At 75.4% G+C, this 25,102-nt stretch carries 5 protein-coding genes (1 of these 5 only partly in view); all 5 read right to left on the reverse strand.

Annotated elements, in window-relative coordinates; genetic code table 11:
* Positions 1 to 1,928, reverse strand: partial view of an amino acid adenylation domain-containing protein gene (locus ABZ809_RS08055; RefSeq protein ID WP_357561722.1) — the 5' end (the start) only. It extends 2,128 nt beyond the left edge of the window; 1,928 of the gene's 4,056 nt are visible here — the first part of the coding sequence; its start codon is at positions 1,926 to 1,928; the stop codon falls past the left edge of the window.
* Positions 1,925 to 15,508, reverse strand: a complete 13,584-nt coding sequence (locus ABZ809_RS08060) for an amino acid adenylation domain-containing protein (protein ID WP_357561723.1) — start codon at positions 15,506 to 15,508, stop codon at positions 1,925 to 1,927. Before ABZ809_RS08060 ends, ABZ809_RS08055 begins: the two co-directional genes overlap by 4 nt.
* A gap of 114 nt (positions 15,509 to 15,622) precedes the next feature.
* Positions 15,623 to 16,318, reverse strand: a complete 696-nt coding sequence (locus tag ABZ809_RS08065; RefSeq protein WP_357561724.1) for a hypothetical protein — start codon at positions 16,316 to 16,318, stop codon at positions 15,623 to 15,625.
* Positions 16,315 to 19,632 carry an amino acid adenylation domain-containing protein gene (locus tag ABZ809_RS08070; protein WP_357561725.1) on the reverse strand — a complete coding sequence of 1,106 codons (3,318 nt, stop codon included), beginning with the start codon at positions 19,630 to 19,632 and terminating at the stop codon, positions 16,315 to 16,317. Before ABZ809_RS08070 ends, ABZ809_RS08065 begins: the two co-directional genes overlap by 4 nt.
* A 1-nt stretch (position 19,633) precedes the next feature.
* On the reverse strand, positions 19,634 to 25,102 hold the full coding sequence (locus tag ABZ809_RS08075; RefSeq protein ID WP_357561726.1) for an amino acid adenylation domain-containing protein: 5,469 nt from the start codon (positions 25,100 to 25,102) through the stop codon (positions 19,634 to 19,636).

Here is a 25,102-nt window from a genome sequence, read left to right on the forward strand (position 1 = left end):
CGCCCTTCGGCCTCGACGGCGGCCAGGTCGTCGTCGCCGAGCACCAGCGCCGGCGCGGCGTCGGCGACCATGCCGGCGAGCCGCTCCGGCGGCAGGGCCGGGTCCAGCGGCAGGTAGGCGGCCCCGGCCTTGAGCACGCCCAGGATGGCGACGATCAGCCCGGCCGAGCGCCGCGCGTGCAGGCCGACCACCTGGTCGGGGCGTACGCCGCGGGCGATCAACGCGTGCGCCAGGCGGTTGGCCCGCCGCTCCAGCGTGGCGTAGTCGAGCCGTTCGTCCTCGTCGGCCACGGCGAGCGAGCCGGGGCGCCGCCGGGCCTGCGCCGCGATCCGCGTCACCACGTCCGCCGGTCCGGTGCGCGGTCGCGCGGTGCTGTTCCACTCGACCAGCAGGCGGTGGCGTTCGTCCGCACCGAGCAGCCGCAGCGCGCCGACCGGCGTCGACGGGTCGGCCGCCACCTGGCCGAGCAGGTGGACAAAGTGCCCGGTCAGCCGGGCGATCGTCGCGGCGTCGAAGAGGTCGGTGTTGTACTCGACGACGACGTGCAGCTCGTCGGCGTGCTCCAGCACCTCGACCGACAGGTCGAACTTCGCCGCACCGGTGCTGCTCGCCAGGGGCCGCAGCACCAGGCCCGGCAGCTCCAGCCGGCCGCGCGGAATGTTCTGGAGCACCAGCATCACCTGGAACAGCGGCGAGTAGCTGGTGTGCCGCTCCGGGTTGAGCGCGTCCACGAGCTGCTCGAACGGCAGGTCGGGATGGGCGTACGCGTCGAGCAGGTGCCGGCGGACGTCGGCCAGCAGCGCCGCGAAGGACTGCTCCGGGGCGAGCCGGTTGCGGATCACCACCGTGTTGACGAAGTGACCGATCAGGCCCTCCACGTCGCGGTGGTTGCGGTTGGCGAACGGGGTGCCGACGCAGACGTCGTCCTGCCCCGTGTAGCGCCACAGCAGCACCGACAGGGTGGCCATCAGCGTCATGAAGAGCGTCGCGTCGCCGGCCCGTCCCACCTCCCGCAGCCCGCGCAGCACCGCCGCGTCCACCGTCGTGCCGTGGGTCTCACCCCGGTAGCGCTGCACCACGGGCCGGGGCCGGTCGGTCGGCAGGGCCAGCAGCGCGGGCGCACCGGCAAGCGTCCGCGTCCAGTGGTCGAGCTGGCGCTCCAACTCGCCGCCGCCGAGGTGCCGGCGCTGCCACAGCGCGTAGTCCGGATACTGCACGGGCAGCTCGGCCAGCGCGGCGGTCCCGCCCCGCGCGTACGCGTCGTAGAGCGCGGCGACCTCACCGATCAGGATGCCGACGGACCAGCCGTCGGCCACCGCGTGGTGCACGGTGAGCAGCCAGCGGTGCTCGTCGGGGGCCAGCCGGAGCAGGGCGCTGCGCAGCAGCGGGCCGGCGGCCAGGTCGAAGGGCGCCCGCGCCTCGGCCTCGGCGGCCTCGTCGGCGCGCCGGGCCCGATCCGGGCGGGGCAGCGCGGTGAGGTCCGTGACCGGCAGGGCGACCGGCCCGGCCGGCCGCACCACCTGGTGGGGCTCCTCGTCGATGAGCGTGAAGACGGTACGCAGCGCCTCGTGCCGGCGTACCACCTCGGTCAGGGCGCGGGTCAGCGCGGCCACGTCCAGCGCACCCACGACGTCGAAGGCGACCGGGTTGTTGTAGAACGGGTTGCCCGGGGAGAGCTGGTCGAGGAACCAGAGCTGCCGTTGGGCGAACGCGACCGGCACCGGCGCGTCCGGTCGCGGCCGGCGGGGGATCGTGTCCGCGTCGGCGCCGGTCAGGAGCGCGACCAGCTCCTCCTTGTGCAGCTTGATGTCGGCCAGCAGGTCGGCCGTGAGGACCTCGCGGGAACCCGTCAGCCGCAGGCGGTCGCCGTCGACGCGCAGCCCGACCGCGTGCCGGTCGAGCACGTCGAGCAACTCGCGGGCGTTCACAGTTCCACCGTGATGGTGTCGGTGGCCGGGGCCTCGGGTGCGGGGCCGTCCACCCGGGCGCCGCCGAGCAGCGCGTAGACCAGCCGGTGTGAGGGTTCGAGGTCGAACAGGGCGGTCAGCTCGGTGGTGTCCAGTGCGCCGATCCCGCACAGGCCGAGACCGTGGTCGGGGGCGGCCATCGTCAGCAGCTGGGCCATGGCACCCGCCTCGACGGCGGTGAACGTCGCGCTCTGCTCCGGGTAGAGGGGCTCGATTGCCGCGCGCTGCGCCACCAGGAACAGCGCGAACGCGGCGGCCTCGAAGACCGGCCGGTTGACGAAGTAGTCGAAGGCGTCGGGGCTCAGCTCGCGGTCGCGACCGAGCGCCAGCAGCCGGTGCGCCGCCGGATCGTGGTAGTAGGCCCCGCCCGGCACCCCGCTCACCCGCCCCGCCTTCACCAGCACGTACGTCTGCACGGCATAGGTGCCGCCGGCGGAGCCGTACTGGAACTTGGCCCGCCCGTCGACCTCCCGCTCGGAGAGGGCGGCCAGCAGCCGGCCGAGCGCCTCGGCCGGCAGGGGGTCGGCGGCGAAGCGGCGCACCGAGCGGTAGCCGGTGTAGCGCCGGTCGTACGCCGGGTCTGCCGGCGCGGCCAGCTCGACCGCCGGGGTGCCGGGCGCGACGTCGCGGCGGCCCCGCCCGTCGGCCGTGAACGCGGCCCGGGCGGCCGGGTCCTCGACCACCGCGGCGGCCCGCCGCGCGGTCGTGGCGACGGCCCGTTCGGCGGTGTGTTCCCGGAACATCCGCAGCAGGTCGGCGAGGGTCGGTTGACCCATCAACCGGGCCAGCTTCGGCCGGAAGCCCAACGCGGCGGAGAGGGCGTTCGCGATCCGCACGATGTCGATCGAGGTGGCGCCGAGCAGCAGCAGGTTGGCGTCGGGCGCGACGACGGGGAGGTCGAGGATCTCGGCGACGATCTCCGCCAGCCGTCGCTCGGCCGCGTCGGTGAGCACCGGCGCCTCGACGGCGGTCCGCACCGGCGGCGGCTGGTCGGGGAGCAGGGCGCGGTCGACCTTGCCGTTGGCCGACAGCGGCAGCGCGTCGAGGACGGTGAACGACGCCGGCACCATGTACGCCGGCAGCCGCCGTTCCAGGTGCGCGACCAGGGCGGCCGGGTCGGGCGGGGCGCCGTCGGGCACCACGTACGCGGCCAGCCGCTTCTCGCCCTGCGCCGCACCGAGCAGTCGCAGGGCGGCGGCCCGCACCGCCGGGTGGCTCTCCAGCGCCGCCTCGATCTCACCCAGCTCGACCCGGTAGCCGTTCACCTTGACCTGGCCATCCTCGCGGCCGAGGAACTCGATCGTGCCGTCCGGGCGCAGCCGGCCCAGGTCGCCGGTGCGGTAGAGCCGCTCGCCGGTGACCGGGTGGACGACGAAGCTGGCCGCCGTCGCCGTCTCGTCGCGCCAGTAGCCCCGCGCCAGCCCGACGCCGCTGATGAACAGGTCGCCGGTGGCCCAGGTGGGCCGTGGGCGCAGTGCCTCGTCCAGCACGTGCACCCCCTGGTGAGCCAACGCCCGTCCGTAGGGGATGCTGCGCCAGGCCGGATCGACCTCGTCGACCGGGTGGTGGATGGACCAGATCGACGCCTCGGTGGCCCCGCCGAGACTCTCCACCCGGATCCCGGGCAGCGCCTTGCGCAGCCGGTCGGGCAGGACGAGCGGGATCCAGTCCCCGGAGAGCATGGCCAGCCGCAGGGACGCCGGCAGCGGGTGGCCGGCGTCGGCGTAATCGAGCAGCATGCCGGCGAGCGCCGGCACCGAGTTCCAGACGCTGACCCGGTGGGCGTGGGCCAGCTCGCACCAGTGGGCCGGATCGCGGGCCAGCTCCTCGTCCAGCGTCACGACCGCCGCGCCGGCCGCGAGGGCGCCGAAGATGTCGAAGACGGAGAGGTCGAAACTGAGCGCGCTGACGGCCAGGACCCGATCGGCCGGGCCGACGTCGAAGCGCGCGGTGACGTCGAGGAGCGTGTTGACCGCGCCGCGATGGTCGATCGCCACCCCCTTCGGCGTGCCGGTGGACCCGGAGGTGTAGATCACGTACGCGAGGTCGGTCTCCGCCAGGTCGACCGGCCGCAGCGCCGGGCCGCCCGCGCCGACGGCGGCCGCGTCCACCACCAGGCGCGCGACGCCCTCGGGCAGGGCCACCCGGTCCGATCCGACCAGGACCAGCCCCGCCCCGGAGCGCTGGAGCACCCGGGCCATTCGCTCGGCCGGCCACTGCGGGTCCAGCGGCAGGTACGCGCCCCCGGCGTGCAGGACCGCGAGGGTGGCGACGACCTGCTGCCAGCCCCGGTCGAGCAGGACCGCCACGAGCTGGCCGGGGCGCACGCCCCGATCCTGGAGCCGCCCGGCCAACCGCCGCGCCTCGACGCGTACCGTGGCGTGGTCCAGCCGCCGGTCCACGGCGAGCACCGCGGGCGCGGTGGGGGTCGCCAGTGCCCGCCGGTCGACCAGCTCGTGCAGGAGCCCACGGTTGGCGGGCGGGGTCACCGGCACCGGCGGGGCGGACGGCCCGTCCACAGTGGTGTGCCAGGCGTCCGGCTCCGCCAGCCGCCCGAGCAGCGTCGTGTACGCCGCGAACATCTCGGCGACCAGGCCGGCGGGGAAGAGCTCGTCGATGCTGTCCCAGTTGACGTGCAGCCGCCCGCCGGCCTCCAGGACCGTGTGGTCGATCCACACCTGCGGGGTCTGGGTGATGCCGTGCACGACCTCGCCGTCGAGCGCCCCCGCGAGGCCGCTGTCGCCGACCTCGGGCGCCGCCTCGGTCAGGGTGCTGTTGAAGACGACCGGCAGGGCCGCGTGGCGGGTGCCCCGGGCGCGGGCGAGTTCGCGGTTGACCCGTACGCCGCTCACCGCCGAGTGGTCGATGTCCTGCCAGAGCTGCTCCTGCACCGCGCGGGCCCGGGTCACGAAGTCGACCCCGGCCGCCACGTCGACCTCCAGCAGCACCAGCGAGGTGAAGTCGCCGATCACCGCGTTGATGCCGGGATGCAGCGGCAGCCGGTTGAACAACGGCAGGCTCAGCGTGAACCGTGGCTGACGGCTCCACCGGGCCAGCACCTGGGCGAACGCGGTCACCAGCAGCACCGACGGGGTCACTCCGTACCGGCCGGCGACCGCCTTCAGCCGGCTCCAGCGTCGCGCCGGCACGACCTCGTCGTAGCGGGTGAAGCGCGGACGTTCGACGCTCTCCGGCTGCCGTTCGAGCGGTAGCTGGGGCGCGGGGGCCAGCGTGCCGACGCGCTCCCGCCAGTAGTCGAGCGCCCGCTGGTAGCGCGGCGTGCGGCGCAGGGCCCGTTCGGCGAGCACGTAGTCGCGGAAGGTCACCGCGAGCGGCGGCAGGTCGGCGTCGGGGTCCGCGTAGAGCAGCGCCAGCTCGTGTTCCAGGATCTGCCCGCTGGCCGCGTCGAGGATCAGCGCGTCGATGCTGACGTGCAGGCGTGCCTCGCCGTCGAGCAGCGTCACCGCGAACTCGAACAGCGGCCAGCGCCCGGCGTCGAGCACCTGGTGGGACATCCGCTCGCGGGTCTCGCCGAGCCGTCGGGCGGCGGTCTCCGGGTCGAGCCCACGCAGGTCCTGCCGGGCCATCGCGTAGCGCGGCACGCGCGGCAGGACCCGCTGGACGCCGTCGTGGAAGACCGCGCGGAGCATGTCGTGCCGGTCGATCAGCCGGTGCAGCGCGCGGGTGAAGCGCTCCTCGTCGAAGTCGCGCAACCGCAGTTCGCTGTAGCCGTGCGCGCCGACCCCGCCGAGTTCGATGGTGGACCCGCGCCCCACCCAGTAGGCCTCCTGGATGTCGGTGAGTGGGAACGGCTCGTGCCGGGCGACGGGGTCGGCGACCAGCGGCGGGAGCGCGTCGACGGCGCGGGAGTCGGGCTGCGCCAACTCGGCCGCCAGGTCGGCCAGGACCGGTTTCCGGAAGAGCGTACGCAGCGACAGCCGCGCCGACATCCGTTCGTTGATCGCGTGGACGAGCCGCGTGGCCAGGAGCGAGTGGCCGCCCAGCGCGAAGAAGTCGTCGAGCGCGCCGACCCGGTCGCGGCGCAACACCTCGGCCCAGATGGCGGCCATCCGGGCCTCCCGCTCGTCGCGCGGCGCGACGTGGACGGTGGCGACGTCGGCCTGCTCCGGCGCGCGCAGGGCCCGCCGGTCCAGCTTGCCGTTGGCGGTGAGCGGCAGCCGGTCCAGCACGACCCACCGGGTCGGCACCAGGTGCTCGGGCAGCCGGCGGCGCAGCTGCTCGCGGGCCACCTCGGCGGTGACGTCACCGGCCAGGTAGCCGACCAGGTGCGGGTCGCCCGGGGTGTCCTCGCGCAGCAGTACGGCGGCCTCGCGGACGCCCTCGACGTGCCGCAGGACGCTCTCCACCTCGCCCGGTTCGACGCGGAAGCCGCGTACCTTCACCTGGTCGTCGGTGCGTCCGACGAACTCGATGGTCCCGTCGCCCCGGCGGCGGACCAGGTCGCCGCTGCGGTACATCCGCTGGCCGGTTCCGGCGAACGGGTCGGGCAGGAACCGCGCCGCGGTGGCCGCCGGCTGGTGGAGGTAGCCCCGCGCCAGGCCGGCCCCGCCGATGTAGAGCTCGCCGAGCACGCCCGCCGGCACCGGCTCGCACCGCTCGTCGAGCACGTAGAGCCGCGCGTTGGCGATCGGCCGGCCGATCGGCGGCAGCGCCGGCCAGTCGGCCGCCGCCGAGGTGGCCATCGCGAACTGGCTGACCACGTGGGTCTCCGTCGGGCCGTACTGGTTGTAGAGGTACCGGCCGCCGAGCCCGGCTACCAGGGCGCGTACGTCGTCGTTCACCCGCAGCGCCTCGCCGGCGGTGACGATCTCGCAGCCTCGCGCGAGCGGGGCGTCGGCCGAGGCGAGGCCCGCCACCTGGTGCAGTACGGCCGCCGGCAGGAACGCCCGCCGCACTCCCTGCTCGGCGAGGACGTGCCGCAGCTGCCCCAGGTCCCGGGCGCGTTCCTCGCCGAGCAGCACCAGCGTGCCGCCCTGACAGAGGGTGCTCCAGATCTCCTGGGCGGAGACGTCGAAGCCGATCGAGGCGAACTGGAGCACCCGTTCCGGCGCCGGGCTGCCCGGCGCGGCGTAGCGCAGTTGCCAGTCGATCAGGTTGTCCAGGCACCGCCAGGTCTGCGCCACGCCCTTGGGCCGGCCGGTGGAGCCGGAGGTGTGGATGACGTAGGCGAGGTGGTCGGGTCGGCTGCCGGGCTCGGGGCTGGTGCTGGGCTGGTCGGCCCAGTGGTGGGCGTCGGCGTCGAGGTCGACCAGGGGTGCGGTGGTGAGCCCGTCGAGGGTGGCGCGGGTGGCGGCGTGGGCGAGTACGGCGACCGGGGCGCCGTCGGCCAGCAGGCGGCGCAGGCGGTCGGCGGGATGGGCCGGGTCCAGGGGCAGGTACGCGCCGCCGGCCCGGGCGACGGCCACCAGCGCGACGATCAGCTCCGGTGACCTGCGCAGGCAGATCGCGACGAGGGTGTCGGGGCCGACGCCGTGTGCGCGCAGGTGGTGGGCGAGCCGGTTGGCCCGCGTGTCGAGGTCGCGGTAGGTGAGCGGGGTGCCCTCGAAGGTGACCGCGACCGCGTCGGGGTCCGCCGCGACCCGCTCCGCGAGGCGGGCGACGACGCCCCGGTCCACCGGCGACGGTGCGGCCTGGCGCAGCGCCTGCTCGCGCTCCCGCTCGTCGAGCATCGCGAGCTGGTCGACGGGCCGGTCGGGGTGGGCGACGAGTTGGGTGAGGACGTGCTGCAGGTGGCGGACGTGCCGCTCGGCGGTGGCGGTGTCGAACAGCGCGGTGGCGTATTCGAGGCTGCCGGTGATGCGCCCGTCGTGTTCGGTGAGCGCGAGGGTCAGGTCGAACTTGGCGGTGGCGTGGGGCGGCGGCAGGGCGGTGACCCGTACGCCGGGGAGGGTCAGCTCGCCGTCGTCGGTGTTCTGCCAGGCGAACATGACCTGGAAGAGGGGGGTGTGGGCGAGGTTGCGGGTGGGGTTGGCGGCTTCGACGACGTGTTCGAAGGGGAGGTCCTGGTGGTCGAGGGTGGTGAGGGTGAGGTCGCGGACGCGGTGGAGCAATTCTGTGGTGGTGGGGTGGTTGGTGAGGTCGATGCGCAGGGCGAGGGTGTTGACGAAGAAGCCGATGAGGTTTTCGAGTTCGGTGCGGCGGCGGTTGGCGGTGGGGGTGCCGATGATGAGGTCGTTTTGGCCGGTGAGTCGGGACAGGACGATGGCCCAGGCGGTGAGCAGGGTCATGTAGAGGGTGGTGCCGTGGGTGGTGGTGAGGGTTTTGAGGGCGGTGGTGAGTTCGGGGTCGATGGTGATGGGCAGGTAGGCGCCGTGGTGGTCCTGTTCGGTGGGTCGGGGTCGGTCGGTGGGTAGGTCGAGCAGGGTGGGGGCGTCGGTGAGGACCTGTCGCCAGTGGGTTTCCTGGCGGTGGAGGGTGCCGTCGGTGAGCCATTGGTGTTGCCAGGCGGCGTAGTCGGCGTACTGGACTGGCAGGGGTGGTAGCGGGTTGGGTCGGCCCTCGTGGTGCGCGGCGTACGACACCCCCAGCTCGCGGGTCAGGACGCCGATGGACCAGCCGTCGGAGACGATGTGGTGCATCGTGACGAGCAGGACGTGCCGGTCCGGGGCGAGGGTGACCAGGCGGCCCCGGATCAGGGGACCGGTCGTCAGGTCGAACGGGGCGGTGAACTCCTCGTCCTGAAGCCCGGCCAGCCGGGCGGCGGCGTCGGGCGCGCCGGTCAGGTCGTGCGTGAGCAGGGTGAAGCCCGCCCCGGGCGGGTCGACGTGCTGGTGCGCGTCGGCGCCGGCGGGGACGATTCGGGTGCGCAGGGCCTCGTGCCGGGCGACGAGGGAGTCCAGGGCCGCCCGCAGCGCGGCGTGGTCCAGCCAGCCGGCCAACTCCAGGGCGAGCGGCATGTGGTACGCGTGGCCGAGGCCGCCGAGCCGCTCCAGGAACCACAGCCGCCGCTGGGCGAAGGAGAGTGGCAGCGCGCCGCGGCGGTCGACGGGGCGGATCGGGGGCAGCACGTCGCGACCGTCCGGCGTCAACCGGGCGACGAAGGCGCTCAGGGTCGGCGCCGCGAAGAGCGCCGCCGGTGAGACCTCCCGCCCCAGCACCTGCCGGATCCTGGCGACCAGCCGCATGGCGAGCAGCGAGTGGCCGCCCAGCGTGAAGAAGTCGTCGTGCCGCCCGACCCGCTCGATGCCCAGCACCTCGGCCCAGACGCCGGCGACCATGGTCTCCAGCAGGCCGACCGGCTCGACGTGCCCACGCTGGCCGAAGGCCTGCCCGTCCGGTGCCGGCAGTGCCGCCCGGTCCAGCTTGCCGTTGGGCGTCAGCGGCCAGGCGGGCAGCGGTACGTACGCGGCGGGCACCATGTAGTCGGGCAGTTCGCCGGCGAGCCGGTCCCGCAACCGCGCGGCGTCCGGCACGGGCCCCGCCCCGGCCAGCACGTACGCGACGAGCCGCTGGTGGCCGCCGGCGTCCGGGCGGGCCACGACGACCGCCTCCCGTACGCCCCCGACGGCGGCCAGCCGGGACTCGATCTCGCCGAGCTCGACGCGGAAGCCCCGGATCTTCACCTGGAAGTCGTCGCGGCCCAGGAACTCCAGGTCCCCGTCCGGCAGGCGGCGGCCCAGGTCACCGGTGCGGTAGAGCCGTTCGCCCGGCACGAACGGGCTGGGCCGGAAGCGCCGCGCGGTCAGCTCCGGCCGGTTCAGGTAGCCGCGTGCCACCCCCGCGCCGCCGATGTGGATCTCGCCGACCGCCCCGTCCGGGACCGGCTCGCCCTCGCCGTCGAGCAGGTAGACCCGCACGTTGGGCAGCGGCCGGCCGATCGGCAGGCAGGTCGCCCCGGCGGGATCGGCCGGGAGCAGGTGGCAGGTGCTGTCGACGGCCGCCTCGGTCACCCCGTACGCGTTGACGATCCGCACCCCCGGCCCGCACCGGGCCCGGAGCTGGGCGGCGTTGGCGGCGGTCCAGGCGTCCGAGCCGCAGACCACCGTCGCCAGCGCGGCGAGGCTGCCACCGGTGGACTCCAGGTGTGCCAGCAACGGGTTGAGCACCGCCGGCACGAAGTCGGCGAAGTCCACGTCGTGGCGGCGCAGCAGTTCGTACAGGCCGGCGCTGTCCAGCAGCAGCGGTCGGGGGCAGAGCACCAACCGCCCGCCGAAGCCGAGCGCCCGCACCACGTCGGCGGTGAAGACGTCGAACGAGAAGCTCGCCATCTGCAGGTGCACCAGGCCGGGGCGCAGGTCGAGCAGGCGTTCCCAGGCGGCGGCGACGGCCACCAGCTGCCGGTGCTCCACCAGCACCCCGTTGGCGGTGCCGGACGTGCCGGACGTGTAGATCACGTACGCCAGGTGGTGCGCGCCCAACCCGTCGACGACCGGGTCCGTCGCCGGCAGCTCCGCCCAGCCCGCCGCGTCCCGGTCCAGGTCGACCACCGGGGTGTCGAGCCCGGCCAGCGCGGCGTGCAGCCGATCGCGGGCGGGGCCGTGGGTCAGCGCCGCCACCGGCGCGCTGTCGCGCAGCATGGCGGCGAGCCGGTCGACCGGGTACGCCGGGTCGAGCGGAAGGTAGGCGCCACCGGCCTTGAGGACCGCCAGCAGTCCCACCACCGTGTCCAGTGACCGCTCGACGCAGATCGCCACCAGCCGGTCCGGGCCGACGCCCCGGGCCCGAAGGTGGTGGGCCAGCCGGTTGGCCCGGGTGTTCAACTCGCCGTAGCTGAGCCGCTCGTCGCCGAGGACGAGCGCCACGGCCTCCGGGTCGCGGGCCACCTGGGCCTCGACGAGGTGGTGCACCAGACGCCCCGGCGGGTACGCGACGGTGGCGTCGTTGCCCTCCTCGACCAGTCGACGCCGCTCGGCGGGGGGCAGCACGTCCAGCCCGCCGATCGCCGCGTCCGGCGTTCGTTCCAGCGCGTCGGCAAGCGTCTCCAGCGCCCGTTCGACCATCGCGCAGACCCGCTCGGGCGCCACCCCGGCCGCGACGGCGACGGTCAGCACGACGTCGTCGCCCAGGTCGTCGACGTCCAGCGCGAGCGGGTAGTTGCCGCGTTCCTGCGCGGCCAGGTAGGTGAGGTCGTCCGCGTCGGGCGTCGGCGCGGGCGTCGCCGACTCGGCCAGCACCTCGGCGTGCCGGTAGTTGAGCAGCGCGGTGAAGAGGGGAGCGGGCGGCGCCACCTGGCTGCACGACTGGGCCAGCGCCAGCGACGCGTGCTCGTGCCGGATCAGCCCGGTCAGCCTCTCGTGGGTGCGCAGCACGCACTCGACGGCGCCGGTGGCGTCGACGGTGACCCGCAGCGGGAGCGTGTTGAGGAAGGGCCCGAGGACCCGGTCGCTGCCCGCACCGGCGTCCATCCGGCCGGAGAGCACGGTGCCGAAGACGACGTCCCGCCGGCCGGCGGCCCGCGCCAGCACCTGCCCCCAGGCGACGTGGAAGAGGCTGGTCACCCCGACCTGGAGGGCCTGGGCCCGCTGCCGCAGCCGCCCCGTCAGCTCCGCCCCGAGCCGCAGCCGGGCGTCGCGCATGGTATGCCCGTCGCCGTGGATGTCCCGCAGGCCGAAGGGCACGGTCGGGCTGTCGACGTCGGAGAGCATCCGGCGGAAGAAGCTCTCCTGCCCGGCCCGGTCGGCGCCGTGCCGGATCCGCGCGACGAAGTCGCGGAAGGGCAGCGGCGGCGGCAACCGGTCGCCCTCGCCGGCGAGGTACGCGCGGACCTCGGCCCGGAGCTGCTTGAGGGAGGTGTTGTCGTCGACGATGTGGTGCAGCAGCTCCACCACCAGCCACCCGCCGTCGCGCGGGTCCCGCCCGACCAGCAGCCGCAGCAGGGGAGCCTGGTCGAGGGGCAGGCGGCCGTACCGCCGGTCGACGTGCTCGCGCAGCTGCCGGAGCGGGTCGTCGCCCGCCGGATCGAGCGGGACCTCCGCCACCGGCAGTGGCGCCCGGCGCCACACCACCTGCACCGGTTCGTTCATCCCGTGCCACACCACCCCGGTACGCAGCACGTCGTGCCGGGCGATCACCGCCTCCAGCGCGGCGCGGTAGCGGTCCAGCCGGTCCCGGTCGGCGAAGCGCAGGACGGTGGTGACCAGGTAGGGGTCCCGGTCGCGGGCCATCAGGTGGTGGAAGAGCATGCCCTCCTGCACCGGGGCCAGGGGGTAGATGTCCTGCACGTTCGGCGCCCCGCCGGGGACCGTGGCGACGACCGCGTCGATCTCCGCCTGGCTCAGCTCCACCAGCGGCAGCAGGTCCGGGGTGATCCGTTCGCAGCCGACCGGGATGGGTTCCGTGCGCGCGTCGACCCGTTCCGCGCCGGCACCCACCGCCGCGGCCAGGTCGGCCAGGACCGGCGCGGCGAAGAGCGTGCGGACGTGTGCGGAGAGGCCGTGGCGGCGCATCCGTTCCAGCACCCGCAGGGCCAGCAGCGAGTGCCCGCCCAGCGCGAAGAAGTTGTCGTGCCGGCCGACCCGTTCGACGCCGAGCACCTCCGCCCAGATGGCGGCGAGGACGCTCTCCGTCGCGCCGACCGGCGCGGCGTAGTGCCGGGCGGCGAGGGCCGACCCGTCGGGTTCGGGCAGCGCCCGGTGGTCGAGCTTGCCGTTGGGCGTGAGCGGCCACTCGGCGACCCGCACGTACGCGGCCGGGACCATGTGCTCCGGCAGGACACCGGCCAGCCGGGCCCGCAGCGCCTCGGCGGTCAGCCGGCGTACCGACGCGGTGTAGTAGCCGACCAGGCGCGGCTCACCGGTGGCGTCGGTCGTGACCCTCACCACCGCGTCGCGTACGCCGGGACAGGCGGCGAGCTGGGCCTCGATCTCGCCCAGTTCGACGCGGTAGCCACGGAGCTGCACCTGGGAGTCGTTGCGGCCCAGGTAGTCGAGACCGCCGTCGGTGCGGTGGCGGACGAGGTCGCCGGTGGCGTAGAGCCGGTCCCCGGCCACGAACGGGCTGGGCCGGAAGCGGTCCGCGGTCAGCGCCGGTTGGTTGAGGTAGCCGCGGGCGACCCCCGCGCCGCCGACGTGCAGCTCACCGACGACCCCGGGGGGCACCGGTTCGCCCCGCCCGTCGAGCACGTAGAGGCGCAAATCCCCGATGGGCCGCCCGATCGGGCTCGCGCCCGGCCGTTCGGCGTCGGCCGGGGTCAGCGGGCGGTAGGTCACGTGCACGGTGGTCTCGGTGATGCCGTACATGTTGACCAGCCCGGTGCGTCCGTTGCGCGCGTCGGCGTACCACGGCCGCAGCATCGTCGGGTCCAGCGCCTCGCCACCGAAGACGACCGTACGCAGCCGGTGGGATCGGGCACTGTCGGCCTGTGCGGCGATCAGGCCGCGGAACGCGCTGGGGGTCTGGTTGAGGATGGTCACGCCCTCGTCGCAGAGGAGCCGGTGGAAGTCGGCGGGGGAGCGGGTGGTCAGCCGGGGGACGATCACCAGCCGGCCGCCGTGCAGCAGTGCCCCCCAGATCTCCCACACCGAGAAGTCGAACGCGTAGGAGTGGAAGAGGCTCCACACGTCGGTCGGACCGAAGTCGAACCACCCGGCCGTGGCGGAGAAGAGCCGCACGACGTTGGCGTGCTCGACCATGACGCCCTTGGGCCGGCCGGTGGAGCCGGAGGTGTGGATGACGTAGGCGAGGTGGTCGGGTCGGGTGCCGGGGTCGGGGCTGGTGGCGGGCTGGTCGGCGACGTCGGTGGTGTCGAGGTCGACCAGCGGTGCGGTGGTCAGCCCGTCGAGGGTGGCGCGGGTGGCGGCGTGGGCGAGTACGGCGACCGGGGCACTGTCGCGCAGCAACTCGGCGAGGCGCTCGGCGGGATGGGCCGGGTCGAGCGGGACGTACGCGCCGCCGGCCTTGAGGACGGCCAGCAGCGCGACGATCAGCTCCGGTGAGCGTTCCAGGCAGACCGCGACGAGGGTGTCGGGGCCGACGCCGTGCGCGCGGAGGTGGTGGGCGAGCCGGTTGGCGTGGGTGTCGAGGTCGCGGTAGCTGAGCGAGCTGCCCTCGAAGGTGACCGCGACCGCGTCGGGGGCCGCCGTGACCCGCTCCGCGAACAGCGCGGGGATCGTCGTTCCGGCCGGGTGCGCGGTCGCCTCACCCCAGGCCGCGAGAAGTTCGCGGCGCTCGGCCGGGTCCAACATCGCCAGTTGGTCGACGGGCCGGTCGGGGTGGGCGACGAGTTGGGTGAGGACGTGCTGCAGGTGGCGGACGTGCCGCTCGGCGGTGGCGGTGTCGAAGAGCGCGGTGGCGTATTCGAGGCTGCCCGTGATGCGCCCGTCGTGCTCGGCCAGGGAGAGGGTGAGGTCGAACTTGGCGCTGGTCCACGGGCTGCGCAGCGCGGTCACCTGCACACCGGGCAGCTCCAGGTCCACGCCCTCGGCGTTCTGCCAGGCGAACATGACCTGGAAGAGGGGGGTGTGGGCGAGGTTGCGGGTGGGGTTGACGGCTTCGACGACGTGTTCGAAGGGGAGGTCCTGGTGGTCGAGGGTGGTGAGGGTGACCTCGCGGACGCGGTGGAGCAATTCTGTGGTGGTGGGGTGGTTGGTGAGGTCGATGCGCAGGGCGAGGGTGTTGACGAAGAAGCCGATGAGGTTTTCGAGTTCGGTGCGGCGGCGGTTGGCGGTGGGGGTGCCGATGATGAGGTCGTTTTGGCCGGTGAGTCGGGACAGGACGATGGCCCAGGCGGTGAGCAGGGTCATGTAGAGGGTGGTGCCGTGGCCGGTGGTGAGGGTTTTGAGGGCGGTGGTGAGTTCGGGGTCGATGGTGATGGGCAGGTAGGCGCCGTGGTGGTCCTGTTCGGTGGGTCGGGGTCGGTCGGTGGGTAGGTCGAGCAGGGTGGGGGCGTCGGTGAGGACCTGTCGCCAGTGGGTTTCCTGGCGGTGGAGGGTGCCGTCGGTGAGCCATTGGTGTTGCCAGGCGGCGTAGTCGGCGTACTGGACTGGCAGGGGTGGTAGCGGATCGGGTCGGCCCTCGTGGTGGGCGGCGTACAACACCCCCAGCTCGCGGGTGAGGATTCCCAGCGACCAGCCGTCGCTGACGATGTGGTGCATGGTCAGCAGCAGCACGTGCCGGTCCGGGGCGAGGACGACCAGCCGACCCCGGGCCAGCGGGCCGGCGGCCAGGTCGAACGGGGCCGTGCTCTCCTCCTGCTGGAGCCCGGCCAGGGCGGCGGCGGCATCGGCGTGCCCGGTCAGGTCCTCCAGCCGGAGCGGGAACCCGCCCCCGGGCGGGTCGATGCGTTGGGCCGCGTCCGCGCCGTCGGCGACGACGCGGGTGCGCAGGGCCTCGTGCCGGTCCACCAGAGCGTCCAGGGCCGCCCGCAACGCGTCGCGGTCCAGCCGGCCGTCGAGCTGGAGGGCGAGGGGCATGTGGTAGGCGTGCCCGACCCGACCGAGCCGCTCCAGGAACCACAGCCGCCGCTGCGCGAAGGAGAGCGGCAGGAGACCGGACCGGTCCGGCAGGCGCTCGACCTCGGCGGACGTTCGTGCCGGCGGGACGCCGGCGGGGGCCGGGACGCGGATCGGGTGGTCGTCCGGCAAGTGTGCCCCCTTGAGTATCCGCTGGGTCGCGCCGCGTCACATCGGCCAAAGTGGATCCACAGTAGATGACTCGGCAGGCCGAAACCAGGGGCCGACGGACGGGTCCGGGGGGCCCTAATCCGACACGTCGTGCAGACTTTCGGCCAGCGCCTCGGCCAACCGTCCGTACGCCGCCCGCACCGCCTCCGGCGCACCCACCGGGTCGGCCCGGTTCGCCGCCGCCAGGGCGTACGCGCGCGCCAGGGCCGCCGGGAACGTCTCGGCGTACGCCCGCTCGTCCGCCGCCGCCAGGGCGCCCGCCAGCGCGTCGGCGTTGGCGATGGCGTTGGCGTCGGCGAACGCCTCGGCATTCGCCCCGGTGCTCAGGTCGGCGTAGTGCCCGGCGAACTCCACCACGTCGTCCGGACCGTATCCGTTGGCGGTCGCGTAGGCGTGGGCGTTGGCGTACGCGACCGCCCGCGCGTCGGCGTACGGGTAGGCGGCCCGGTACAGCTCGCGCAGCGCGGGCCGCAGCGCGCCGCGCCACTCGTCCGCCCCGGCCCGGTCACCGGCCAGCGCCCGGCGGAGCAGGTCGCCCACCACCCGGCCGGCGTCACCACCCGGTGTCGAGGCGAGTACGCGTGCGGGCCAGTCGTACACCACCCGGAACGGCACCCGGCCGGCGAGCCGGTCGAGCTCGACGTCCACCCGCCGTCGCCAGTCCGCTGTCGTGTTCGGGGCGGCGTCCCCGGGGCCGGCTCGGACGTCGCCCTCGGCGAGCGCGGCGAGCACCGCCGCCAGCCAGGCCGGCGGCTCCGGCGGACCGGTCACCCGTCCCACCTCGACGGCCGGTCCATCCCGGCGAGGAGGTCGTCGACGTCGGCATCGGTCAACGTGTCGAGATACTCCGCGCCGGAGTGGGGCGCCGCGCCGGTCCCCGCGGGTTCGACAGCGCCGGGCGCCGCGGCGACCCCGGCGGCGGTGACCGCCGAGGCCAGGCCGGCCACGGTGGGGTCGTCGAAGAGCGTCCGGACCGGGAGGTCCACGCCGTACGCCGTCCAGATCCGAGCCATCAGCTGGGTGGCCTTCACGGAGTGCCCGCCCAGCGCGAAGAAGTTGTCGGTGACCCCGACCGGTTCGGGCAGGCCCAGCAGGTCGGCCACCAACCCCGCCAGGTCCCGCTCCGTCGGGGTGCGCGCAGCGACCCGCGCCTCGCGGAGGCCCGCGGTCCTGTCGGGCGGCGGCAGGGCACGCAGGTCCAGCTTGCCGCGGGAGGTCCGGGGCACCTCCGGCAGCGCCACGACGACCGCCGGCACCATGTGCGCGGGCAGGAACCGGCGCGCGTACTCGGACAGCCCGGCCGGCGGGCCGGTCGTGGCCGGGTCGGTGACCACGTACCCGACCAGCCGTACGCCGTCGTGGTCCACGTCGGACACGGTCGTCACGACCGCGTCACGCACCTGCGGGTGGCCGCGCAGCACCGCCTCGACCTCTGCCGTCTCGACCCGGAACCCGCGCACCTTCACCTGCCGGTCGGCCCGCCCCAGCGGCTCGATACGCCCGTTCGGCAGCCACCGGCCCAGGTCCCCGCTGCGGTAGAGCCGTCCACCCGGGGCGAACGGGTCGGGCACGAACCGGTCGGCGGTCGCACCGGGCGCCCCGGCGTAGCCCTGGCCGACTCCCGCGCCACCGATGCAGATCTCGCCGACCACACCCGGCGGTACCGGGCGCAGCCACCGGTCCAGCACGTACACCCGGCTGCCGGCGACGGCCGGGCCGAGGTCCGGCGGCACCGACCCCGGCTCGACCTCCGCCCCGGTCGAGTAGACAGTCGTCTCGGTCGGGCCGTAGAGGTTCCACAGGCGCGTGCCCGGCTCCGCGAGGGCGTCGGCGAGGGCCCGGGGCAGGGCCTCCCCGCCGCTGAGGCGCAGCCGCACCCCGGCCGGCACCCCGCCGGCCGCGACCAGCATCCGCCAGGTCGTCGGCGTCGCCTGGAGCATCGTGGCCCCGGTCGTGTCGAGCAGCCGGCGCAGCCGGTTCCCGTCGATCACGTCGTCCTCGCCGGCCACCACCACCGGCGCACCGCACAGCAGCGGCAGCAGCAGGTCGAGCAGGGCGATGTCGAACGCGAAGGGGCTCACCGAGAGCACCCGGTCGGCCGGCCCCAGCGGGACCAGCTCGCGGAACGCGTGCAGCAGGTGCGCCACCGCGCCCTGGGTGACGGTGACCGCCTTCGGCCGGCCGGTGGACCCCGAGGTGAACAGCACGTACGCCGCCGCGGTGGCCGGCACCGCACACGGCGGCGGCAGAACCGGCTGCGCCTCCGCGGCGGCCGGCAATGCTGGCTGCGCGCCGGAGTTGGCCGGCTCCGGCGCGGCCAGGTCGAGCAGGGTCACCGACGCTGCCAGCTCGGCCAGCAGCGGGGCGGGGACGGCGCCGCTGTCGGTGACGACCACCCGCACCCCGGCGTCGGCGAGCATCCCGCGCAGCCGCCCCGGCGGATGGGTCGGGTCGAGCGGCAGGTACGCCGCGCCGATCCGCCAGACGCCCAGCAACGCCGGGAGCGGCCGTGCTCCCCGGGGCAGCACGATGCCGACGGTCTCCTGGGCCCGTACGCCCAGACCGCGCAGCCCGGTGGCGATCCGGGCGGTGAGCCCGCGCAGCGCGGCCCCGGTCAGGGTCGCGTCGTCGCCGGTGATCACCACCCGGTCGCCGGCGTCGATCCCGGCCACGAGCGACGCCCCGGTGCTCCCCGGCGGCGGGACGGACCCGGAGCGGGCCGCCGGCCACACCCGGGTGACGAGGTCGGCCGTCGCGGGGGAGAGCAGGTCCACGTCGCAGACGCGGGTCCGGGGGGCGGTCGCCAGCGCGGTCAGGATCGCGGCCAGGGCGTCGGCGAAGCGGTCCGCGCTGGCCGGCGCGAAGAGGTCGGTGAGGTAGCGCAGCCGTACCGACAGCTCGTCGGGGCCGACGACGGCGGCCAGCTCCAGTTCGAACTTGCCGGTGCCGGTGGGCACCGGCTCGGGCCGCCACCGCACCGCCCCCCGGTCCACCGGCGGCAGGGCCTCCTCGACCGTGCACATCACCTGCACCAGGGGTGCCCGCGACGGCTGCCGCGGGGGCCGGCACAGCTCGACCACCCGTGCGAACGGCAGGTCCTGGTGGGCCTGGGCGCGCGCCGTGGCGGCGTGCAGCCGGTCGAGGAGTTCGGCGAGCGTCGGGTCGCCGCGCAGCGCCGCCCGGATCGCGACCGTGTTGGCGAAGAGGCCCAGCATCGGCTCGGTCTCGATCCGGGTACGCCCGGCCACGGGCACGCCGACGAGCACCTCGTCCGCGCCGCTGAGCCGGGACAGCAGGGCGGCGTACGCGGTCAGCAGCACGGCGAAGAGGGTGCTGCCCCGGGCCTCGGCCAGGCGGCGCAGCGCCCCGGCCAACTCCCCGTCGACCGGCACCGCCACCTCGGCGGCGGCCGGCGACAGCCGGTCCGGGTACGGGTGGTCGACCGGCAGCGGCACCTCCGGCGGGGCACCGGCCAACTCGGTCGACCAGAAGCGTTCCGCCTCGGCGTGGCCGCCCGCGTCGACGTGCTCCCGCTCCCAGAGGGCGAAGTCCGCGTACTGCAGCGGCGGCTCGACCGACGCGGGCGGCCGGCCGTCGCGCAGCGCCTCGTAGTCGGCGCAGAGCTCGTCGAGGAGCAACCGCAACGACCAGCCGTCGACGATCGCGTGGTGTGCCACCAGCGCCAGCACGTGCCGCTGCGGGCCGAGTCGCAGCAGCCGGACCCGGGCCAACGGGGCCCGCTCCAGCGACAACGGGGTGCGGGCGTGCTCCCGCAGCGCGGCCCGGGCCGCCGCCTCCCGGTCGGCCTCGGGCAGGTGGTCGAGAGCCAGCGCCTCCAGGGCGGTCGCGCGGGCGCCGTCGTGGACCACCTGGACCGGTCGCCCGCCGTTGGCCCGGAGGGTGGTGCGCAGGATCTCGTGCCGGGCGACCGCCGCCGCCCAGGCCCCGCCGAGGGCGGCCCGGTCCAGCGGGCCGTCCAGCCACACCGACCAGCCGACGTGGTAGGTCGGCTGGCCCGGGTCCAGCTGGTCGAGCAGCCACATCCGCCGCTGGGCGGCCGACGCCGGGAACTCGAAGACGTCCATCTCAGCGCACCTGCCCGTCGACCGCGACGACCCGCAGCTCGGCGGTGTACCGGCCGTCGGGCCCGGTGAGCCAGAGCTGGTCCGGCGCCGGCAGCATCTCCACCACGGCGACCCTGGCGTCGTCGCCGGCGTGCCGGCGGGCCCGGCGTACGGAGCGGGACACCAGGTCGACCGAGGCGAGGCTGGTCAGGTCGGCGTGGACCGGCTTCCGCTCGCCCGCACAGCGCAGGAACACGTGCCGCGGCAGGCCGTGCCCGCCGGCCCAGGCCCGCGCCTGCCGGAACCGCAGCGCCTCGTCCCGGGTGTCGGCGAAGGCGAGGTCGGCGGCGGCGAACGTCCAGGACTCGCGGCTGACCACGAGGGAGTCGATGGTCACCCTGGGCTGGTGCGCCGCGGGGGGCAGGACGCGGAAGAGCTGGGACAGCCCGGCGCCGACCACGTCGCCGAGGACGTGCATCAGCTCCATGTCGAACCGCCCGTCGCGCGACCGTACCCGCAGCCCGCCGGCCACCTCGACCAGGTCGCACTCGCCGACGCGCAGGCTGCGGCGCGGGTCGTGCCCGAACGAGTCGTGGGCGAACACCAGCCGGATGTCGCCGGGGCCGGTCAGCGCGTTGCTCTGCCTGGTCGGTACGCCGCCCTCCTGGCCGGTCTCGGCGGGATAGACCGCCCCGGCGCCCAGGTCCTGGGCCAGCGCGGCGCGCAGGGCGGCCACCTCCGGGTGGTAGGCCACCCAGGTGGCGTACCGCAGGGTGTTGACGCCCGGGTGCAGCTCGCCCAGCACCCACTCGTCGCCGGCCCGCATCAGGTCCGGGCTGTGCTGCCGCGCGGTGGGCCAGCCCGGCCGCCCGGCCGGGAAGGCGGTGGCCACCGCCGGCGCGAGCCGCGCCGCCGTGAGCCGGATCCGCCGCTGGCCCGCCGGCAGCGCCAGCACGTCGGCCCAGCGGCGGTGCAGCGCGGCGGTGAGCAGGGCGGTCAGCCGTTCCGGTGGGTGGAACAGCGCCTCGCCGGCCAGCAGCCAGAAGTCGGCCAGCGGGATCGTGCCGGTGCCCAGTTCGGCGGCGCGACGCCGGTAGATCTCGGTGCAGAGGCGCTGGTAGAGCGTCGCGCCGGCAGCGGTGAACCAGCGTGCGCTGTCCAGGACCAGGCCGAGCGCCGCACGGATCCCGTCCAGACCCGCCTCACCGACGGCGACCGTGCCGGCCCGCAGGCACTCCTCGTAGACCGGGGTACGCCCGGCGTACATCGTGCCGGCGCGCCGGGTGGCCGGGACACCGGCGAGCCGGGTGAACGTGGTCTCCAGGCGGGCCATCGCGGCGGCCAGGCCGTCCGGGTCACCGGCGCAGGCGGCGAGCGCGTCCCGGGCGGCGCACAGCTCGTCCACGGCGGCGAGCGCGGGCGCGCGCACGGCCTCGTCGTCGACCCGGGCCAGCCGGGCCCGCACGGTCTCCTCCGGTCGGGTGTCGTGCGGCGCCACCTCCGGCTGCCAGGCGATCCGGTGGGCGGCGGCCAACGTCTGCAGCACCTCGTGCACCTCCCGCGTCGAGCGCAGTCCCGACCCCGGCGTGGCCAGCACGGCCCGGGCCACCTCGTTCGCGTCGCGGACCCCGTCGCAGGCGCGCAGCACCGCCGCCTCGGCCTCGCGTAGCGCCACCGGCGCGGAGAGCGGCACCCGCAGCGTCGTCCCGGCCAGGTCCAGGAAGGGCATGAGCCGGGGTACGAGCCACGGACGCAGCCGGACCGCGTACGGGGCCAGCACCGCCGCGACCGCCCATCCCTCCAGGTAGACGGTCCGCTCGGCGAGCAGCGCCGGCGGGTCGGCGGGGTCGACCCGCACGCCCGCGCCGGGCTCGATCCGGGCCCACCCGACCGGCCCGAAGAACCCGATGGTGTCGTTCTTCGCGCAGTAGCGCTGGAGGTAACTGGTGACCAGCGCCTCGTGCTGGCGGTGCTTGGTGTTGCGGGTCGGATTCCCGGGCCCCCTGCGCAGCAGCGCGTCGACGCCGGTGCGCAGCGCGTGCGGGTTCTGCCAGGCCACCGCCTCGCGGAACCGGGGATGGCCCGCCACCGCGTGCAGCGCGACCGTGAGCCGACCCACCGCCGCCGGGTAGGTGGCCGCGTACGCCGCCTCGGCGCGGGCGATGCCGGCCGGGTCCCCGTCGGCCCGGGCCGCCACCACCCGGTCGGCGGCGGCGGCGAGTTCCGGGTCGCCCAGCGGGGCGAGCAGGTCGACCGGAAGGCCGGCGCCCCGCAGGCAGACGGTGCGCCACAGGGCCCACCCGTCGGTCAACCGGGCCAGGCGCTCGGGCCGGTCCCGCCCGGCGTGCTGCGACACCCGCTCGCGGCGGCGCAGCGCGGGCCCGGGCCCACCCGGCGCCGATCCGGTCGACGTGTCGAGCGCCGCCGCGGTCGCGGCCAGGGTCGGCGCCTGGTAGAACGGGCCCACGCCCAGCTCCACGCCGAACGCCTCGCGGATCCGGAACATCAACCGGGTGGCCGTCAGCGAGTTGCCGCCGAGGGCGAAGAAGCTGGTCTCCCGCCCGATGCTCGTGGGCGGACGACCGCCGGGCAGCAGCCGGGACCAGAGTTCGGCCAGCCGGTGTTCCGTCGGCGTGGCGGCCCCGACGACGTCCGGGTCCCCCTCGGCGGGCTCGGGTGCCGGCAGCGCCGCCCGGTCGACCTTCCCGTACGCGGTCAACGGCAGCCGGTCGAGGACGACGAACCCGGCCGGCACCAGGTGGGCCGGCAGCCGGGCGGCGACGTGGTCACGCAGGTTGTCCGGGGTCGGCGCCGCCGGGCCGGCCGGCGTGACGTAGCCGACCAGGTGGCGCTCCGCCCCGTCGCCCCGGACGCCCACCGCTGCCGCGGCGACCGCCGGGTGCGCCCTGAGCACCGCCTCCACCTCGCCCGGTTCGACCCGGAATCCTCGGATCTTCACCTGGTCGTCGCGGCGGCCGAGGAACTCCAGCACCCCGTCCGCGCGCCAGCGGACGACGTCACCGGTCCGGTAGAGGCGTTCGCCCGGCACCTGCGGGTCCGGCACGAACGCCCGGGCGGTCGCTGCCGGATCGCCGAGATAGCCGCGGGCCAGCCCGTCGCCGCCGGCGTACAGCTCGCCGGCGACCCCGACCGGCACCGGCCGGCCGTTCGCGTCGAGCACGTGGACGGTGGTCTGCGGCACGGGACGGCCGATCGGCACCCGGTCACCCACCGGCCCGGCGCCGCTCATCCGGTGGCAACTGGTCAACGTCGTGTTCTCGGTCGGCCCGTACGCGTTGACCAGCGGAAGTCCGCCGCGCGCGGCGAGCACGGCGCGGACCGCGCCCGGGTCGGCCACGTCCCCGCCGGTGAGCAGCTGCCGGACGCCCGCCAACGCCGTGACGTCCTCCTCGGCGAGCTGCCGGAACAGCCCGGCGGTGAGGAAGGCGACCGTGACCCCACCGGTACGGATCAGCGCGGCCAGCCGGGTGAGGTCGACCGGGTCCGGCGGCGCGACCACCGCCGTGGCGCCGGTCAGCAGCGCACCCCAGATCTCCCAGGTGGACGCGTCGAACGCGGTCGGGGCGAACTGGAGCAGCCGCTCGCCGGGCCCGAGGGTGGCGAAGTCCGGGCCGGTCACCAGCCGTACCACGCCCCGGTGGGTGATCCCGACCCGCTTGGGCGGCCCGGTCGAGCCGGAGGTGTGCAGGACGCAGGCGAGCCGCAACGGGTGGATCCGCCGCGGCGGTGGCCCGGCCGGCACCGGTTCCCCGGGCGTAGCGTCGATGTCCAGCACCCGGACCTCACCCGGATCGGGCAGGCCGGCGGCGATCGTGGGGGTGGTCAGCAGCAGGCGGGTACCGCTGGCGGCCAGCAGGCCCGCGATCCGGGCGGGTGGCGCGGCCGGGTCCACGGGAAGATAGGCGCCGCCGGCCTTGAGCACGCCCAGCAGGGCACGGATCAGCGGTTCGCCGCGGGGGAGCAGCACGGCGACCGGGCTCTCCCCGGTCACCCCGTACCCGCGCAGCGCCCGGGCCAGCCGGTCGGCCGCCCGGTCAAGTTCGGCGTACGAGACGGTGTGATCGCCGACCACCAGCGCGGTGGCGGCCGGGTCGTCGGCCACGCGGGCCGCGAAGACCTCGGGAACGGACGCGTCGCGGGGATAGGGCCGCCGGGTGACGTTCCAGGCGGCGCGCAGCGGTGCCTCCCCGGCGGCGCCGAGATCCAGGTCGGCCAGGCGGGCGTCCGGCCGCTCGGCCAACTCCAGCACGGTGTGCTGCAACTGCGCGAGGATCCGCCGGGTCGAGGCGGTCAGCAGCCGGGTGGCGTCCCACGCCACGCCGAGGCGCAGCTCCGGTTCGTCGAAGGCGTGCACGGTCAGCGGATAGCCGGGCAGGCGGTGTACGCGCGCGGAGCGCCGGGCCGCCTCCGGCCCGCCCTCGGCCAGCGCGGTGCCCAGCCGCTGCCGTTCGAACACCACGAGGCTGTCCAGCATCGGGGTGTCGGGCTCCAGGCCGGCCTGGTTGAGGATGCGGTGCAGCGGCGTGAGCTGGTGCTCGCGGATCTGCCGGATCCGGTCCGCCACCTCGGCGAGGAACCGCCGCACCGTCCACCGCGGGTCGAGCCGGATCCGCAGCGGCACCGTGTTGATGAGCAGCCCGAGGATCTGCTCGGCGTCCGGGACGCTGCCGTACCGGCAGGATCTGGTGACCGCGAAGGTGACGTCGTCGACCCCGCCGTAGGCGCCGCGCAGCAGCGCCCATGCCGCGTGGACCACGGCGCCGACACCGGTGTCGACCCGGGCGGCGGCGGCGCGGAGCCGGTCGGAGTCCGGCCGGGACAGGAAGACCTCGTGCGAGGCCGGCACGCCGCGCGCGCCCGGGTCGGCGTCGAGGCGGCCCGGGAGCCCGCGGGGCATCGGGGCACCGGCGAGCTGTTCCTTCCAGAACGCGTCGCCAGCGGCCGGGTCGCGCGTGCCCCACCAGTGCACGAAGTCCGCGAACGGCGGCCGGCGCGGCGGGTCCGGTACCCGGCCGGCTCGACGTGCGGCGTAGTCGGTGAGCAGCTCGTCGAGCAGCATCCGGGTGGAGCGGCCGTCGAGGATCGCATGGTGGAAGGTGACGACGACGTGGTGGTCACTCAGGGCGGTGACCCGGAGCAGGGGCGCCCGCCCGACGTCGAAGGGTTCGTACCGGTCGGTGGGGAGGAAGTCGCCGAGCGTCGTCTCCCGCCATCGCAGGTCGGGCTCCACCGTGGACCGGACGACCTGGACCACGCCGTGGTCACCGTCCACCTCGAAGGCCGTACGCAGCACCGCGTGCCGGCGGGTCGCGGCCTGCCAGGCGGCGACGAAAGCGTCCCGGTCCGGTGGGGCGTCCCACCTCATCGTGACCTGCTGGACGTCCACGCCCGCGTCGGGCTGCCGAAGGGCCTGCAACACCATCCCGCGTTGCACGGCGAGGGCCGGATACCGCTGGAGACTGTCGTTCAT

The organism is Micromonospora sp. NPDC047074, assembly GCF_040643815.1.
Taxonomy (GTDB): domain Bacteria; phylum Actinomycetota; class Actinomycetes; order Mycobacteriales; family Micromonosporaceae; genus Micromonospora.